This window comes from Streptomyces sp. NPDC019396 (genome assembly GCF_040632375.1).
GTDB lineage: Bacteria > Actinomycetota > Actinomycetes > Streptomycetales > Streptomycetaceae > Streptomyces.
Genome location: NZ_JBEYBS010000011.1, coordinates 93,065 through 106,716 on the forward strand (window position 1 = coordinate 93,065; position 13,652 = coordinate 106,716).

The 13,652-nt window shown below is 72.1% G+C and carries 14 protein-coding genes; 4 read left to right on the plus strand and 10 right to left on the minus strand.

Annotated elements, in window-relative coordinates; genetic code table 11:
* Positions 1-12: 12 nt before the first annotated feature.
* A complete protein-coding gene (locus tag ABZ532_RS15110) occupies positions 13-1,164 on the minus strand; it encodes a glycerate kinase (RefSeq protein WP_361282705.1) in 1,152 nt (383 codons plus the stop codon).
* A gap of 119 nt (positions 1,165-1,283) precedes the next feature.
* Between ABZ532_RS15110 and ABZ532_RS15115 the strand changes: the two genes are divergently transcribed.
* From ABZ532_RS15115 to ABZ532_RS15125, 3 genes are all read left to right on the plus strand, one after another.
* The gene (locus ABZ532_RS15115) at positions 1,284-2,378 is read left to right on the plus strand and encodes an ADP-ribosylglycohydrolase family protein (protein WP_361282707.1); all 1,095 of its coding nucleotides are present in this window, start codon (positions 1,284-1,286) and stop codon (positions 2,376-2,378) included.
* A 44-nt stretch (positions 2,379-2,422) separates the two neighbouring features.
* Positions 2,423-2,878 carry a GNAT family N-acetyltransferase gene (locus ABZ532_RS15120; RefSeq protein ID WP_361282709.1) on the plus strand — a complete coding sequence of 152 codons (456 nt, stop codon included), beginning with the start codon at positions 2,423-2,425 and terminating at the stop codon, positions 2,876-2,878.
* A 97-nt stretch (positions 2,879-2,975) separates the two neighbouring features.
* The gene (locus ABZ532_RS15125; protein ID WP_361282711.1) at positions 2,976-3,692 is read left to right on the plus strand and encodes a Sir2 family NAD-dependent protein deacetylase; all 717 of its coding nucleotides are present in this window, start codon (positions 2,976-2,978) and stop codon (positions 3,690-3,692) included.
* A gap of 42 nt (positions 3,693-3,734) precedes the next feature.
* Here ABZ532_RS15125 and ABZ532_RS15130 read toward each other — a convergent pair whose 3' ends face one another.
* From ABZ532_RS15130 to ABZ532_RS15160, 7 genes are all read right to left on the minus strand, one after another.
* Complete coding sequence (locus tag ABZ532_RS15130) at positions 3,735-4,229, minus strand: methylated-DNA--[protein]-cysteine S-methyltransferase (RefSeq protein WP_361282713.1); 495 nt, start codon at positions 4,227-4,229, stop codon at positions 3,735-3,737.
* Between the two features lie 16 nt (positions 4,230-4,245).
* Positions 4,246-5,724: an AlkA N-terminal domain-containing protein gene (locus tag ABZ532_RS15135; RefSeq protein WP_361282929.1), complete on the minus strand. Its 1,479-nt coding sequence runs from the start codon at positions 5,722-5,724 to the stop codon at positions 4,246-4,248.
* A gap of 206 nt (positions 5,725-5,930) precedes the next feature.
* Positions 5,931-6,716, minus strand: coding sequence for a VOC family protein (locus tag ABZ532_RS15140; RefSeq protein WP_361282715.1), 786 nt, complete (start codon positions 6,714-6,716; stop codon positions 5,931-5,933).
* 133 nt (positions 6,717-6,849) lie between these two features.
* Positions 6,850-8,241 (minus strand): FAD-dependent oxidoreductase, encoded by a 1,392-nt coding sequence (locus tag ABZ532_RS15145; RefSeq protein ID WP_361282717.1) that lies wholly within the window; start codon positions 8,239-8,241, stop codon positions 6,850-6,852.
* 117 nt (positions 8,242-8,358) lie between these two features.
* Entirely contained in the window at positions 8,359-8,877 is a 519-nt protein-coding gene (locus ABZ532_RS15150; RefSeq protein ID WP_361282719.1) for an O-acetyl-ADP-ribose deacetylase, read from the minus strand.
* Positions 8,878-8,884: 7 nt separating this feature from the next.
* A complete protein-coding gene (locus ABZ532_RS15155; RefSeq protein ID WP_361282721.1) occupies positions 8,885-10,300 on the minus strand; it encodes an NAD(P)/FAD-dependent oxidoreductase in 1,416 nt (471 codons plus the stop codon).
* 72 nt (positions 10,301-10,372) lie between these two features.
* The gene (locus ABZ532_RS15160) at positions 10,373-11,233 is read right to left on the minus strand and encodes an inositol monophosphatase family protein (RefSeq protein WP_361282723.1); all 861 of its coding nucleotides are present in this window, start codon (positions 11,231-11,233) and stop codon (positions 10,373-10,375) included.
* 230 nt (positions 11,234-11,463) lie between these two features.
* Here ABZ532_RS15160 and ABZ532_RS15165 point away from each other — a divergent pair, with 230 nt between their 5' ends.
* Entirely contained in the window at positions 11,464-11,649 is a 186-nt protein-coding gene (locus ABZ532_RS15165) for a DUF1737 domain-containing protein (RefSeq protein WP_361282725.1), read from the plus strand.
* Positions 11,650-11,652: 3 nt separating this feature from the next.
* On the opposite strand, the gene ABZ532_RS15170 is transcribed toward ABZ532_RS15165, so the two are convergent.
* Together ABZ532_RS15170 and ABZ532_RS15175 are read right to left on the minus strand one after the other, a co-directional pair.
* Positions 11,653-12,924 (minus strand): serine hydrolase domain-containing protein, encoded by a 1,272-nt coding sequence (locus ABZ532_RS15170; RefSeq protein WP_361282727.1) that lies wholly within the window; start codon positions 12,922-12,924, stop codon positions 11,653-11,655.
* 136 nt (positions 12,925-13,060) lie between these two features.
* Positions 13,061-13,648 (minus strand): TetR family transcriptional regulator, encoded by a 588-nt coding sequence (locus tag ABZ532_RS15175; protein ID WP_361282729.1) that lies wholly within the window; start codon positions 13,646-13,648, stop codon positions 13,061-13,063.
* Positions 13,649-13,652 lie beyond the last annotated feature (4 nt).

Sequence of the window (13,652 nt, forward strand, 5' to 3'; positions counted from 1 at the left end):
AAGGTCCGGACGCTACGAGGGCCGGGGTGACGCCTCCAGCAGGAAGTCCCGCGCGATGTGCTCCGCAGCCCGTTCCAGCAGCGGACCGGCCTGTGCCATGCACAGCGCCGGGTCTGGTTCCAGTTCCCGCAGCGGGTAGGCGCGCCGGATACCGGCCCCGCCGAGTGCCTCCTGGGTGAGCGCCAGCCGGCCGCAGACCGCGACGACGTCCTTGCCCGCGGCGCGGGCCGCCGCGGCCACACCCGCCGGGGCCTTGCCGTGCAGGGTCTGCTCGTCCAGGGAGCCTTCGCCGGTGATCACCAAGGTGGCCCTTTCCAGCGCCCGGCCGAAGCCCAGGATGTCGAGCATCACCTCGATACCCGGCCGGAAGCACGCCCCGAGCGCCACCAGGGCCCCGTATCCGATGCCCCCGGCCGCCCCCGCTCCGGGGGCATCGGCCGCATCGGGGCCGAGAACCGACGCGTAGTGGGCCAGTGCCCGGTCCAGCACGGCGACATCCGCGGGCGAGGCACCCTTCTGCGGGCCGAACACCGCGGGCGCGCCCTTCGGCCCGGTCAGCGGGTTGTCCACATCGCTGGCGAGAATCAGCTCGACGTCCTGGAAACGGTCGTCAAGCCCGGACAGATCCGCGGTCACCAGCTCACCGAGAGCGCCACCGCCCGGTCCGACCGACTCGCCACCGGCGCCCAGGAAACGCGCGCCCAGCGCGGCGAGCATCCCGGCCCCGCCGTCCGTCGTCGCGCTGCCGCCGACACCGAAGACGATCGTCCTCGCCCCGGCGTCGAGCGCCGCGCGGAGCAGCTCGCCCGATCCGTAGGTCGTCGAGGTGAGCGGCGCGAAGACCCCGTCGGGCAGGTGCTGGAGCCCGGAGGCCTCCGCCATCTCGACCACGGCCGTGGTGCCGCGCAGGGCGTAGGCCGCGGTGAGCGGCTCACCGCGGGGCCCGGTCACCGCCGCCACGCGGCGCTCGAAGCCCGCCGCGACCGCTGCCGCGACCGTGCCGTCGCCGCCGTCCGCGACGGGAAGGGTCTCCACCGCGAGCCCGGGGACCACCCGTCGTAGGCCCGCAGTCACTCGCTCCGCCACCTGCACGGCCGTGAGTGAGCCTTTGAACTTGTCCGCCGCGACAAGAACGTGCGCGGCGGTAACTGCTCCGTTCGTCACCTTGCTATCCCTTGCTGTCGAACAGGCAGTCGCGCCGCCCCGACCCTATCCGCACACCCTGACGGGTGCCACCCCTCCAAGACCGAGGTGCTGCCGCCGGAACCGGGTACACCCGAGACATGACACCTTCAGTCACGGGGACCGCCGACCGCATCCTCGGCGGCTGGCTCGGCCGGATCGCCGGAAACATGCTCGGCAAGCCCATCGAGCGCGGTGACTACTGGACCCGGGACCGCATCGACCGCTACCTCCGGCTCACCCACGCCCTGCCGCTGGCCGACTACCTCCCCGAGCCGCCACCCGGCGCGGACGGCTTCGAGCTGCGCCCGGACTGGCGCGGTTGCGTCCGCGGCAGGATCCACGGCAGCTGCCGGGACGACGACGTGGACTACAGCATCCTCGGTCTCCACCTCCTGGAGACCCATGGCTTCGGCTTCACCACCGAACAGGTGGGAGAGCTGTGGCTGCTGCGGCTGCCGTACCTCCAGACGTTCACGGCCGAGCGGGCGGCGTACCGCAATCTGACCGCCGGTCTGAGGCCACCGCTCACCGCCACTCACGACAACCCGCACCAGGAATGGATCGGTGCGCTGATCAGGGCGGATGTCTTCGGCTGGACCAGCCCCGGCGATCCGGTGCGCGCGGCCTCCCTCGCCCGCCGCGACGCCGTGCTGTCGCACACCGGCAACGGTGTGTACGGGGCGATGTGGGCCGCGGCCGTGATCGCCGCGGCCTTCACGGCGGCCGATGCGCGCGAGGCCGTCGAGACCGGGCTCGAGCGCATCCCCGCGAGCTGCCGTCTGGCGCGGGCGGTGCGCCGCACGATCGCCCTGCACGACACCGGCCTGCCCTGGTCGGACGCACTGGACACGCTGGACGGGGAGACGGCCGGACTCGGCTGGATCCACACCGTCCCCAACGCCGCGGTCATCACCGCGGGGCTGCTGTACGGATCGGGGGACTTCACCACCACGGTGGCGCTCACCGTACGCGGCGGTCTCGACACGGACTCCAACGGAGCGACGGCGGGCTCCGTGGCGGGCGTGCTGTGCGGGGCGTCGGGCATCCCGCCCCAGTGGACCCGCCCGCTGGAGGACCGGGTGAGCAGTGCGGTGTTCGGCTTCGACGGAGCGCGGATCGGCGAACTGGCCAACAGGACCGCCCGGTTGGCGTCGCTGCGACCGGCCGGTCGGCACGGCGTCCATGCCGTGTAGGGGAAACAGCGACGGTTGCGCGCCCGCGCTGCGAGGATGGCGCCGTGTTCCTGGTCTCCCCATGCACGGCGGACGACCCCGCCCTGCGTTCCCTGGTCGACGCGATGACGGCGGAGCTGGTGCCCGTGTACGGGCTCCCTCCGGACGCACATCCCGCTCCGATGGCCCCGGAAGCCCGGTTCCTGCTGGTCCGGTGTGAGGGCGAGGCGGTGGGCTGCTGTGCCGTGCAGCCGGTCGGTCCGGGGGTGTGCGAGCTGAAACGGATGTTCGTGTCCCCGGCCGTCCGGGGTACGGGAGCCGCCGGCGCGCTGCTCGCACGGGCCGAGCGGCTCGCCTCGGTGCTGGGCGCAGATCGGATGCGACTGGAGACCGGAATCCGGCAGCCCGCCGCGATGCGGTTGTACGAACGGGCCGGTTATCTCAGGATCGCGAACTACCCGCCTCATGAGGGGGACCCGCTTTCGGCGTGCTACGAGAAGGGGTTGCACGCAGGGCGCTGAAGGGCTGTCGCGGGCGTGGACGAGCGCGTGGTCCGGTCTCGCACGGGAGCCGGTAATCCGGTCGCGGCCGCCGCGCCCGGGTCCATACGCTCGGGGTATGACACTCGTGGCGATCCTCAGCGGTGCCGGTATCTCGACGGACTCCGGCATTCCCGACTACCGCGGGCCGAACGGGCTGTGGCGGCGCGATCCGGAAGCCGAGAAGCTGGTCACGTACGACTACTACATGGCCGATCCGGAGATCCGGCGCCGCTCCTGGCGCATGCGTCTCGACGGTCCGGTGCTGCACGCCGAGCCGAACGCGGCGCATCGGGCCATCGCGGAGTTCGAGCGCGGCGGCAGCCCGGTCCGGGTGATCACACAGAACGTCGACGGGCTTCACCAGCTGGCCGGGGTTTCGGCGCGCAAGGTCCTCGAACTGCACGGCACCGCACGGTCGGTGGTGTGCACCGGCTGCCAGGTCCGCTCCTCGATGGCGGACGCACTGGAGCGGGTGCGGGCAGGTGAGGCGGATCCGCCGTGCACGTCCTGCGGCGGGATCCTGAAGTCGGCGACGGTGATGTTCGGCCAGCCCCTCGATCCGGTGGTGCTGGGCGAGGCGATGGGGATCGCCAAGGCCTGCGAGGTCTTCATCGCGGTCGGGACCAGCCTCCAGGTACAGCCCGCCGCGTCGCTCGCGGGAATCGCGGCCGAGCACGGCGCCCGGCTGATCGTCGTCAACGCGGAGCCGACCCCTTACGACGAGCTCGCCGCCGAGGTCGTCCGCGAGCCCATCGGGACGGCGTTGCCTTCTCTGCTCGAGCGCCTGCGCTGAGCGCGTACCGCCCCGACCGCGAGCCGGACGTCAGAACAGCGCTCAGAACAGCGCGTCGTCGGGGGCTCCCCGCTCGAATGCCAGCAGCCGCTGCTTGCGGTCGAGCCCGCCACCGTAGCCGGTGAGGCTGCCCGATGCCCCGACCACCTGGTGGCAGGGCACGATGATGCCGATCGGGTTTCTGCCGTTGGCGAGTCCGACGGCGCGTGAGGCGCCGCGGTTGCCGAGAGCGTCGGCGAGGTCGCCGTAGGAGCGGGTCTCGCCGTACGGGATCGCGCGGAGCTGGGCCCAGACCCTGAGCTGGAACGGTGTTCCGACCAGTTGCATCGGCAGGTCGAAGTGGGTCAGTTCACCGGCGAAGTACGCGTCGAGCTGCCGTACGGTCTCGCCGAAGGGGCGGGGGTCGGGGGCGCCGAAGGTGTGCTCGGCGGGGCGGTGGCGCTGGCCGGTCATGTAGAGGCCGCTCAGTACCGAGTCCGTGGCGACGAGGGTGAGCGGACCGTACGGGCTGTCGACCACGGTGTGGGTGCGGCTCATGTTGGCGGGCTCCAGGTCAGGAGACGGGCAGACAGTTGACGGGGTGGTCGCCGGTGGCCCACAGGTACTGGACGGCGTAGGCACGCCATGGCCGCCAGGACGCGGCGCGCGCCGTGAGGGCGGCCGGGGACGCGGGCAGACCGAGCTCGCCGGCCGCGCGGCGGATGCCGAGGTCCGTGGGGAGGAAGGCGTCGGGGTCGCCGAGTGCGCGCATCGCGATGACCTCGATGGTCCAGGGCCCGAAGCCGGGCAGCGCGGCGAGCCTGGCGCGTGCTTCGTTCCAGTCGCTGTCGGCACCGAGGTTCAGGCTGCCCCCGGCGAGTGCGCCGACCAGTGCGGTGAGGCTGGTGCGGCGGCCGCGCGGGAAGGCCAGGGTCCCGGGGTCGAGGCCGACCAGGGCCTGCGGGTCCGGGAAGAGGTGGGTGAGGCCGCCTTCGGGGTCGTCCACGGGGGTGCCGTGTGCCGTGACCAGCCGTGCGGCGTGGGTGCGGGCGGCAGCGGTGGAGACCTGCTGGCCGAGCACGGCCCGTACGGCGAACTCCGCGGCGTCGACGGTACGCGGCACCCGTCTGCCGGGGGCCTTGTCGACCAGCGGCGCGAGCTGCGGATCGGCCCGGAGCTGTTCGTCGACGGCTACGGGGTCGGCGTCGAGGTCGAGCAACCGGCGGCAGCGGCTGATGGCGAGGGTCAGGTCCCGGGCGTCGGTCAGGGACAGCCGGCAGGCGATGTGATCGGGGCGGGGGGCCAGGGAGACGATGCCATGGCCGTGCGGCAGCACGAGCGTGCGGCGGTAGGCGCCGTCCCGCCACTCCTCCACACCGGGCACGGCGGTCGCGGCGAGATGTCCGAACAGGTTGTCCGGGTTGAGGGGGGCCCGGAACGGCAGGCGCAGGCTGAGCACCCCCGGAGTCGCCGGAGGCTTCGTGCCCTGCCGGTTGACGCGGGTGCGCAGCTCACTCGGGGAGAGTGCGAACACCGCGCGGACGGTGTCGTTGAAGCTGCGGATCGAGGAGAAGCCCGCGGAGAAGGCGACTTCGGCCATGGGGAGCGCCGTGGTCTCGATGAGCAGCCGCGCGGTCTGGGCGCGCTGTGCTCGTGCCAGGGCGAGCGGGCCCGCGCCGACCTCCGCGAGCAGCTGGCGTTCGATCTGCCGGGTCGAGTATCCGAGCCGGGCAGCGAGGCCGGGGACGCCTTCGCGGTCGACCACTCCGTCCTGGATGAGCCGCATGGCGCGGGCGACGGTGTCGGCCCGGGCGTTCCACTCGGGGGATCCGGGGCTGGTGTCGGGCCGGCAGCGCTTGCAGGCCCGGAAGCCCGCCTGCTGGCAGGCGGCGGCGCTGGGGTGGAACACCATGTTCTCGGCCTTGGGCGGGACGGCCGGGCAGCTGGGGCGGCAGTAGATCCCGGTGGTCAGGACCGCGGTGAAGAACCAGCCGTCGAAGCGGGCGTCCTTGGACCGGACGGCCCGTACGCAGCGCTCGGTGTCGGTGTGCATGGCGGGATGCATGGTTCAAGCATCCGCCACGGACCGCTCCCGGGCTGGCGGAATTGCGACATCGACCTTCCGCTACCAGGGCATCCTGTTTTTGCCCCGCAGCGGAGACCGGCCCCACCCGGCAGCGTGTGTCGGGCGGGGCCGGTCGTTGAAGGTTCATATGCCGGGCCTCAGCCGCCCCGCATCATGCACCTCGTCGGCACCCCTCAGTGCGCGTCGCCCCCGGCGACCGGGCCCATCAGCGCGAACCTGGCTCCCTGGTCGTCCACCACATGTGCGGACCGGCCGAACGGGCTGTCCGAGGGCTCACGGGTCACGGTGCCGCCCAGCTCCCGGACCTTGGCCACCGCGGCGTCCGTGTCCGCTACGCGGAAGTAGACCAGCGCGTGGGCCGGGAGCTCCGGCGGGTAGTACTCGTTCATCTGCAAACGCCCCGCCACCGGGTACTCCTGGCCCGGCATCGACCAGAGCTTGAAGTCGAACTCGGCGCCCTCGGCGACCTGCTGACCCGCGTACCCGAAGACGGACTCGTAGAACGGGTCGACCGTCTCCTTGTCACGGGTGTAGATCTCGGGCCAGAAGAACGAACCCGGCTGGCCCTGCACCTCGAAGCCCGCCCGGGTGCCCTCCTGCCAGGCACCGACCACGGCACCACCCGGGTCGCCGAAGATCAGTAGGGTGCCCGCGTCGCCCACCTTGGTGGGGCCGTCGACCAGCTTGCCGCCCGCCGCCGCCACCCGGTCGGCGAAGACCGCGGCATCGGACACCGCGAAGTGCAGGTTCCAGGCGGCGACAGACTCCTGACCGGCCGGAACCGGGAACAGCCCCGCAGCGCTCTTACCCTCACGCCGCGCCTCGTGGTAGGAGCCGTGCTCCTCACCTGCGTCTTCGAACGTCCAGCCGAACAGCTCGCCGTAGAAGCGCCGTCCCGCCTCCAGGTCCGGAAGCATCGCGTCCACCCAGCAGGGCGCGCCCTCAACGAAACCGGCCATCAGACTTCTCCCTTGCACCGTCCGTACGGAGCACCGACGCTAGGCCGGGCGGCTCGAAGTCCACTCGCGCGGCGGTCGTGCCGGGGTGCCGGTGGGGGTTGAGGGGCGCACGGAGCGACCGGTCGGCGCTGCTTCAGCCGGCGGCCAGAACCTCGCCGGCCGCGCGCTCGCCGGAACGCACCGCCCCCTCCATCAGTCCGTGCATCCGCGTCGCCGACTCCGTGCTCGCCCAGTGGATCCGCCCCACCGGCTCACGCAATGCCGTGCCGTAAGTGGTCAGAGCACCCGGCGTGAAGTGGCCGATCATCCCCCCGAGCGACCAGGGCTCGGTGGACCAGTCCGTCTCCAGATAGCCGGCGGTGCGGCGCGCCTGCGGGCCGAACCTCCCGGCGAGCTCGTCCAGCCACACCTCACGCCGCTCCTTCGGTTCCAGACGCCCCAGGTGCAGCGCGGCGGTGCCGAACGCGTAGCTGCTCAGCACACCGGGACGTGCCGGACGGGGCGTCTGGTCGATCGTGACCGAGACCGGCGACTCGGGGGCCAGCGTCTGCCCCGACAAGCCCTCATCACGCCAGAACGGGTGCGGGTACACGGTGTTCACCCGGATCACCGCGCCGGGAGGCACCCTTTGGTGCAGGTGGCCGCAGGAGGCCGGGAGCGCCGGTTCGAAGGCGATCCGGCCCGCCATCACCGGAGGCGTGGCCACGATGACTCTCCGGGCCACGACGGTGAGCGCTTCCGATGCCACCTCGACGTGGATGCCGTTCTGCGTGATACGCCGTACCGGGCTGGCCAGGTGAACCGCCTGGCCCAGGTCCTCGGCCATCCGCCGGGCGATTTCCGGAGCGCCTCCGTCCACCAGGTGCGACTCGGTCCTCCGGCTGTCCATGTAGTAGCCGAAACCGGAACCACATCCGTCGCCGCCCCTGGCCAGCACGAGAGCGCCCAGCAGCGAGACCTCCCCCGGGTCGGCGCAGAACAGCAGATTCATCGCCGCCCTGAGCAGCGTGTGCGCCGTGCCGGATGGCACGTTGAGCGGGCTGGCGAGCCACTGCCCGAGCGTCCTGGCGTCCCAGCTGCGGGCCTGCCCTGCCCGCCACGGGGCATCACGCGGAACACGCCGCGCCATCAGCTCCAAGCGGGCCATCGCCAGGCCCATGGACGCGGTCGCGGGCGTACCCACACGCGGAATGCGGCCGCGGTAGCGGTGGTTGAGGCCGTCGAGCCGCAGGAGCTGGTCACCGTCGTCGTACTGCGGATAGACCTCAAGGCCCACCTCCCGGGCGAGCTGGAACATCCGCTCCTGGCCCTTGCCGAGCCAGGTGCCGCCGACCGATACGACGGTGCCGTCGGACGCTTCCCGGTTCCACACCCGCCCGCCCACGCGGTCCCTGGCTTCCAGCACCACGACCTCACGGCCCGATCGGACGAGCTGCCGCGCGGCGGCCAGGCCCGCGAAACCCGCACCCACGACGCATACGTCGGCTCTCACCCGCTGCACGGCCACCTCCGTCACTCCGGGCATTCCGGCACTCCACAGGCAGCCTCACCCGCGGGCGCCCGCGACGCCCGGTGGGTGGCCCGGCCGGGCGAACCGGATGCGCCCGAGCACGGCGATCAGGCTGCCGTACCCGCCCGCAGGTCAGTCGATGTGTGCCAGGAAGGCCTCGTACGCCGACTGGTCGAAGAGGACGAAGCGGACCTCCTCGACCGCTGTCGGCGTCGTGCGCACCGTCTCCACGGCGATCCTGGCTCCGTCGTCCATAGGCCAGCCGTAGACACCGGTGGAGATGGCGGGGAAGGCGACGGTCCGCGCGCCGAGTTCATCGGCGACTTTCAGGGCCTCGCGGTAGCAGGAGGCGAGCAGTTCGGAGCGGTCCTCGCTGCGGCTGTGCACGGGCCCCACCGTGTGGACGACCCACTGGGCCGGCAGTCGCCCCGCGGTGGTGGCGACGGCCCGGCCGGTCGGCAGGCCCTTGCCGTAGTGCGAGGCACGCAGCCTTCTGCACTCCTCCAGGATCTCGGGGCCGCCGCGCCGGTGCACAGCGCCGTCGACCCCGCCGCCGCCGAGGAGGGAGGAGTTCGCGGCGTTGACGATGACGTCGGCCTGCTGCTCGGTGATGTCGCCCTGGACGAGGGTGATGGCGAGTGCTGCGCTCATCGTTCCATCATCGCGCGCGCAGATGCCGCCACACCGCCTTGGCGGCATTGTGCCCCGACATTCCGTGCACGCCCGGTCCCGGAGGGGTCGCCGAAGAGCACAGGAACACCGCGGGATGCGGGGTCGAGTACGGGAAGAGCGAGGGCCGCGGGCGCAGCATCAGCTGGAGCCCCCGCGCGGCGCCGCAGGCGATGTCCCCGCCGACGTAGTTGGCGTTGCGCGCGGCCATCTCGGGCGGTCCTGCGGTGGCCCGGGCGAGCACACGGTCGCGGAAGCCAGGGGCGAAGCGCTCGATCTGACGCTCGATGGCATCGGTGAGGTCGCCCTCCCAGCCGTTCGGCACGTGGCCGTACACCCAGAAGACATGCCTGCCCTCGGGTGCGCGCGACGGGTCGACGAGGCTGGGCTGCGCGGCGATCAGGAACGGGGTGCGGGGGGCGTGGCCGCCCGAAGCCTGGTCGAGTGCCGCGCCGATGTCACGGCTGCCGGGCCCGATCTGGACGGTCCCGGCGCGCCGGGGTGCCTCGGCGGTCCAGGGCACCGGGCCGTCCAGCGCGTAATCGATCTTGAACACGCTCGCGCCGTACCGGTAGCCGTCGTAGCAGCGACCCAGGCCTGCGATCCGGGCGAGTGCGGTCGGCGAGGTGTCGAAGACATACGCGCGCGCGGGCGGCAGATCGTCTAGCCGCTTGATCTCGGCACCGGTGTGCACCGAACCGCCCAGGTCGTGCACGTACCCGGCGAGGGCGTCGGCGATGGACTGCGAGCCGCCGCGCGGCAGCGGCCAGCCTCCGGCGTGGGCGGCGAGCGCGAAGACCAGACCCACGGCACCGGTGGCGAAGCCGCCCAGGGGGGCGATCACATGCCCGACGAGACCGGCGAACAGGGCCCGGGCGCGATCGTCACGGAACCGCCGCATCAGCCAGGTGGACGGCGGCAGTCCGTCGATCCCGAAGCGCGCCAGTGTCACCGGATCGCGGGGCAGCGCGGTCAGCGGCAGCGACATGAAGTCCCGCGCGAGACTGTCCCATTTCCCCAGGTAGGGAGCGACAAGGCGGCGGTACGCCCCGGCGTCCCGCGGCCCGAAGGAGGCGGCGGTCTCGGCGACCGAACGGGAGAGCACCGCGGCCGTGCCGTCGTCGAAGGGGTGGGCCATGGGCAGCGGCGGGTGCAGCCACTCCAGCCCGTACCGCGCCAGGGGCATGGCCTTGAAGGCCGGGGAGCCGATGCCCAGCGGGTGCACGGCGGAGCACGGGTCATGGCGGAAACCGGGGAGGGTGAGCTCTTCGGTCCTGGCTCCCCCGCCCACGGTGTCCCGGGCCTCGAACACCGCGACCGAGAAGCCACGGCGGGCCAACTCGGCGGCTGCGGTCAGTCCGTTGGGTCCCGCACCCACGACGACGGCATCGAGCATCGACGGCACCTTCGGTCTCCTTCGTCCACCGGTGACCAAGGAACCCAGCATATTCGCACGCGCCGACAGCGCTGCCGGGGGCTACACGGAGCCGGGCGCCGCCAGCAGTGCGTGGATCCGGCGGGCCGTCGCCTCGTCCCGGGCTGCCGTGAAGGGCAGCGCGTTGCCACCGGTGATCCGGAAGCGCTCTCCCGCGAGGGTCAGGTCCATGCCGCCGGCCTCGGCGACCAGGAGCAGCCCCGCGGCGTGGTCCCAGGCGTTCTCCCAGGAGAAGGCCACCGCGTCCAGGTCACCGCGGGCCACATCGAGGTATTCGAGGCCCGCGGAGCCGCAGGGGCGGCTGCGGATGCCGTCGGTGCGCAGGGCGAGCAGGGCCTGCTTCTGCGCCTCGGTGGTGAAGTCCGGGTGGGAGGTGGCCACTTCGAGAGGCGTGCCGGGTGCGGGCGATCCCGAGCGGATCGGCATGCCGTCCACCCGCGCGCCGTGCCCCCGCACCGCTGTCGCCATCTCGTCCAGCACCGGGGCGTAGGTCCAGGAGGCCAGCACCTCGCCGTGCCGCGCGAGCGCGACCAGAGTGCAGAACCCGGGGTCGCCGTGGACGAACTGGCGGGTGCCGTCGACGGGATCCACGATCCAGACGGGGGCGTCGCCCTTCAGCGCGTCGTACACCGCGGGATCGGCGTGGACCGCTTCCTCGCCCACCACGACCGACCCCGGAAGCAGTGCGGTGAGGGAGGCCGTGAGGTGCTCCTCGGCGCTGCGGTCGGCGACGGTCACCAGGTCGTGCGGACCGTTCTTCTCGATGATCTCGTGCTCGGCGAGCTGACGGAAGCGCGGCATGATCTCGACGGCGGCCGCCTTGCGGACCGCCTCCTCGACCAGGGCAAGGGTGCCGGACTCCCAGGGGTTCCCTGTCGTCCCGGACAGAAAGTCTTCGGTCATGCGTCCAGCAAAGCACGCCGCACCGACATCCCAGCCGACTCGGGGCGACGAACCAATGGACACCCAGGGCATTTCGGGCATTGCGCAAGTGAACGAGAGGTTTCGCACCGACTGCCTGCCGTACGAGCCGCGTGCCGGGAGCGGCCCGGACGGGACGATCGGTCACGCTTCGGGCCGTTCGGTGCGGCGACGGGCTTGGTGTCGCGCGCCACAGCTGAAACGCTTCCCCCATGAGCACACCACCAGAGGGACTGCCCGTCTACCGGGTCCTGACCGGCCCGGACGACTCCTCGTTCTGCCGGCGGGTGAGCGAGGCGCTCAGCCTCGGCTACGAGCTGCACGAAGGACCTGCCGTCACCTTCGACGGTGAGCGGGTCATCGTCGCCCAGGCGGTGGTCTGGCGGGCACAGCCATAGCGCTCAGCCCGCGGAGGATGCCGCCCCGGACGGCTGCGGCGACGCCGACGACGCGGGCGCGGCCGGCAGGTCGTACACGTTCCCCGGCGTCACGATGCCGGTGACCGCCTTGGCGAAGACGGTGCTGTTCTCGTTGCCCTCGTAGGGGTTGTCGGTGTTGGTGAGGATCACCATCGTCGCCTTGGACTTCGGCAGATACACGGTGACGCTCTGGTAGCCCGGCAGGGAACCGTTGTGGCCGAGCCAGCCGTGGTTCTCGAAGATGCCCAGACCGTAGCCGGTCCCTGGGAAGCCGGTGGGCAGGGTGCGCAGCCGCTGGGCCTGGGTGGCGGGCTTGAGCAGCGTGCCCGTGGCGACGATGCGGGCCCAGTCCCGCAGGTCCGGCAGATCCGAGATCATCGCCCCGGCCGCCCAGGCCCACGACGGGTCCCAGTCGGTGGCGTTCGCTTCCTTGCCGTCCGGCGTCTGGTTGGTGTAGCCCTGCGCGTGCGGCTCGGGGAACTCGGCGCCTTCGGGGAACAACGTGTTGTCCAGCCCGGCCGGGCCCAGGACGCTGCGGTCCAGGTACTCACGCAGGCTCTGGCCGCTCGCCTTCTCGATGACCAGGCCGAGCAGGATCGTGTTGGTGTTGGAGTACTGAAACTTCTGGCCCGGCTGGAAGCCCGCGGGGTGCTGGAAGGCGTAGTCGAGCAGCTGCTGAGGAGTGAACACCCGGTCGGGGTCGGACATGAAGGCCTTGTCGAATTCGGGGTCGTTCGTGTACGAGAACAGTCCGCTGCGCATCTCCGCCAGTTGGCGCAGCGTGATGTGTTCGCCGTTCGGCACCCCGTCCACGTAGTCCGACACCGGGTCGTCGAGACCCAGTTTGCCCTCGTCCACCAGTCTGAGCAGCGCTGTCACGGTGAAGGTCTTGGTCTCGCTGCCGATCCGCATCCGCAGATCGTCCGACATGGCCTTGCCGCTGCTCTTGTCCGCGACGCCGAAGGCCCTGACGTATTCGCCCTTGCCGGGCAGCCACACTCCGACGATCGCGCCGGGGACCCCGGTCCGGCGCACCACCTGGTCGATGGCCTTGTCGAGCTGTTGCGTCATCCCCGGGTCGAGGGCGCGAACGGAGTCCGTGGGCGTGACGGCAGGGGACGCGGCCTGCGGGCCGGACGGGGAGGGTGCGGTGCAGGCCGCGGCGGCGAGCAGCCCCGAGACGGCGAGTGCGACGGCCGCGGTCCTGCCGCGGCGCTGCGTGGTGGAACGGATCCCTGTGTGCGTGCGCGACATCCCGGGCGCCCCTTTCGGCCAGCCAGGCCACGCGGCGGTGCGATGACGCATGGCCAGACCAACGTAAGGCGCGAACGGGCACATACCGGGGCGACCCGGCCCGGCACTGACCCGTTCGGCAGGCCCAGGGATCTGCTCAGACCCGGCCGGCCACCAGCAGCAGCAGCGCGTCCGCGAGGTCCTCCGCGGGTGAGCCGGTGGCGAGCCGCCGCAGCTGGAGCCCGGCGATCAGGGCCACCGTGGTCGCGGCGAGCCGCTCGGCGTCGGGGACGCCGAGGGCGGTCAGGATCTGTGTGGCAAGGCGGTCATAGGCGGTGAAGCACTCCGCTGCCGCCTCCCGCAGCCGCTCGTCCCGGCCGGCCTGGATGTACAGCTCGAAAGGAGCGATGTGCTCGCTGTCGAAGACGGTGCCGTCCGCGACCTGCCCGGCGAGCGCCGCGGCGGCGTCGATACCGAGCCCCGCGGCCTCGCCCTCGTCGGCGAGCGTGGTCAGCCGCCGGGTCTCCTCGTGCACGAAGTGCAGCATGGACTCACGCAGCATTTCGTGCTGGCTGGTGAAGTGGTAGGTGACGGACCCGAGCGAGACGCCCGCCTCCTTGGCGATCCGGCGGTTGGTGACCCCGGCGATGCCGTCCTGGCCGATGACGCGCAGGACGGCGCCGATGATGCGCTGCTTCGTGGGAGGGACGGGCGGCGTGACGGCCGGGACGTGCTCGCTGGACATGGTG

What these genes read in the sequence shown, in the direction of transcription:
- ABZ532_RS15115 (WP_361282707.1), top strand. Translation starts at nt 1,284, where the DNA reads ATGACACCTTCAGTCACGGGGACCGCCGACCGCATCCTCGGCGGCTGG.
- ABZ532_RS15125 (WP_361282711.1), top strand. Translation starts at nt 2,976, where the DNA reads ATGACACTCGTGGCGATCCTCAGCGGTGCCGGTATCTCGACGGACTCC.
- ABZ532_RS15130 (WP_361282713.1), bottom strand. Translation starts at nt 4,229, where the DNA reads ATGAGCCGCACCCACACCGTGGTCGACAGCCCGTACGGTCCGCTCACC.
- ABZ532_RS15135 (WP_361282929.1), bottom strand. Translation starts at nt 5,724, where the DNA reads ATGCACACCGACACCGAGCGCTGCGTACGGGCCGTCCGGTCCAAGGAC.
- ABZ532_RS15140 (WP_361282715.1), bottom strand. Translation starts at nt 6,716, where the DNA reads ATGGCCGGTTTCGTTGAGGGCGCGCCCTGCTGGGTGGACGCGATGCTT.
- ABZ532_RS15145 (WP_361282717.1), bottom strand. Translation starts at nt 8,241, where the DNA reads ATGCCCGGAGTGACGGAGGTGGCCGTGCAGCGGGTGAGAGCCGACGTA.
- ABZ532_RS15150 (WP_361282719.1), bottom strand. Translation starts at nt 8,877, where the DNA reads ATGAGCGCAGCACTCGCCATCACCCTCGTCCAGGGCGACATCACCGAG.
- ABZ532_RS15160 (WP_361282723.1), bottom strand. Translation starts at nt 11,233, where the DNA reads ATGACCGAAGACTTTCTGTCCGGGACGACAGGGAACCCCTGGGAGTCC.
- ABZ532_RS15165 (WP_361282725.1), top strand. Translation starts at nt 11,464, where the DNA reads ATGAGCACACCACCAGAGGGACTGCCCGTCTACCGGGTCCTGACCGGC.
- ABZ532_RS15170 (WP_361282727.1), bottom strand. Translation starts at nt 12,924, where the DNA reads ATGTCGCGCACGCACACAGGGATCCGTTCCACCACGCAGCGCCGCGGC.
- ABZ532_RS15175 (WP_361282729.1), bottom strand. Translation starts at nt 13,648, where the DNA reads ATGTCCAGCGAGCACGTCCCGGCCGTCACGCCGCCCGTCCCTCCCACG.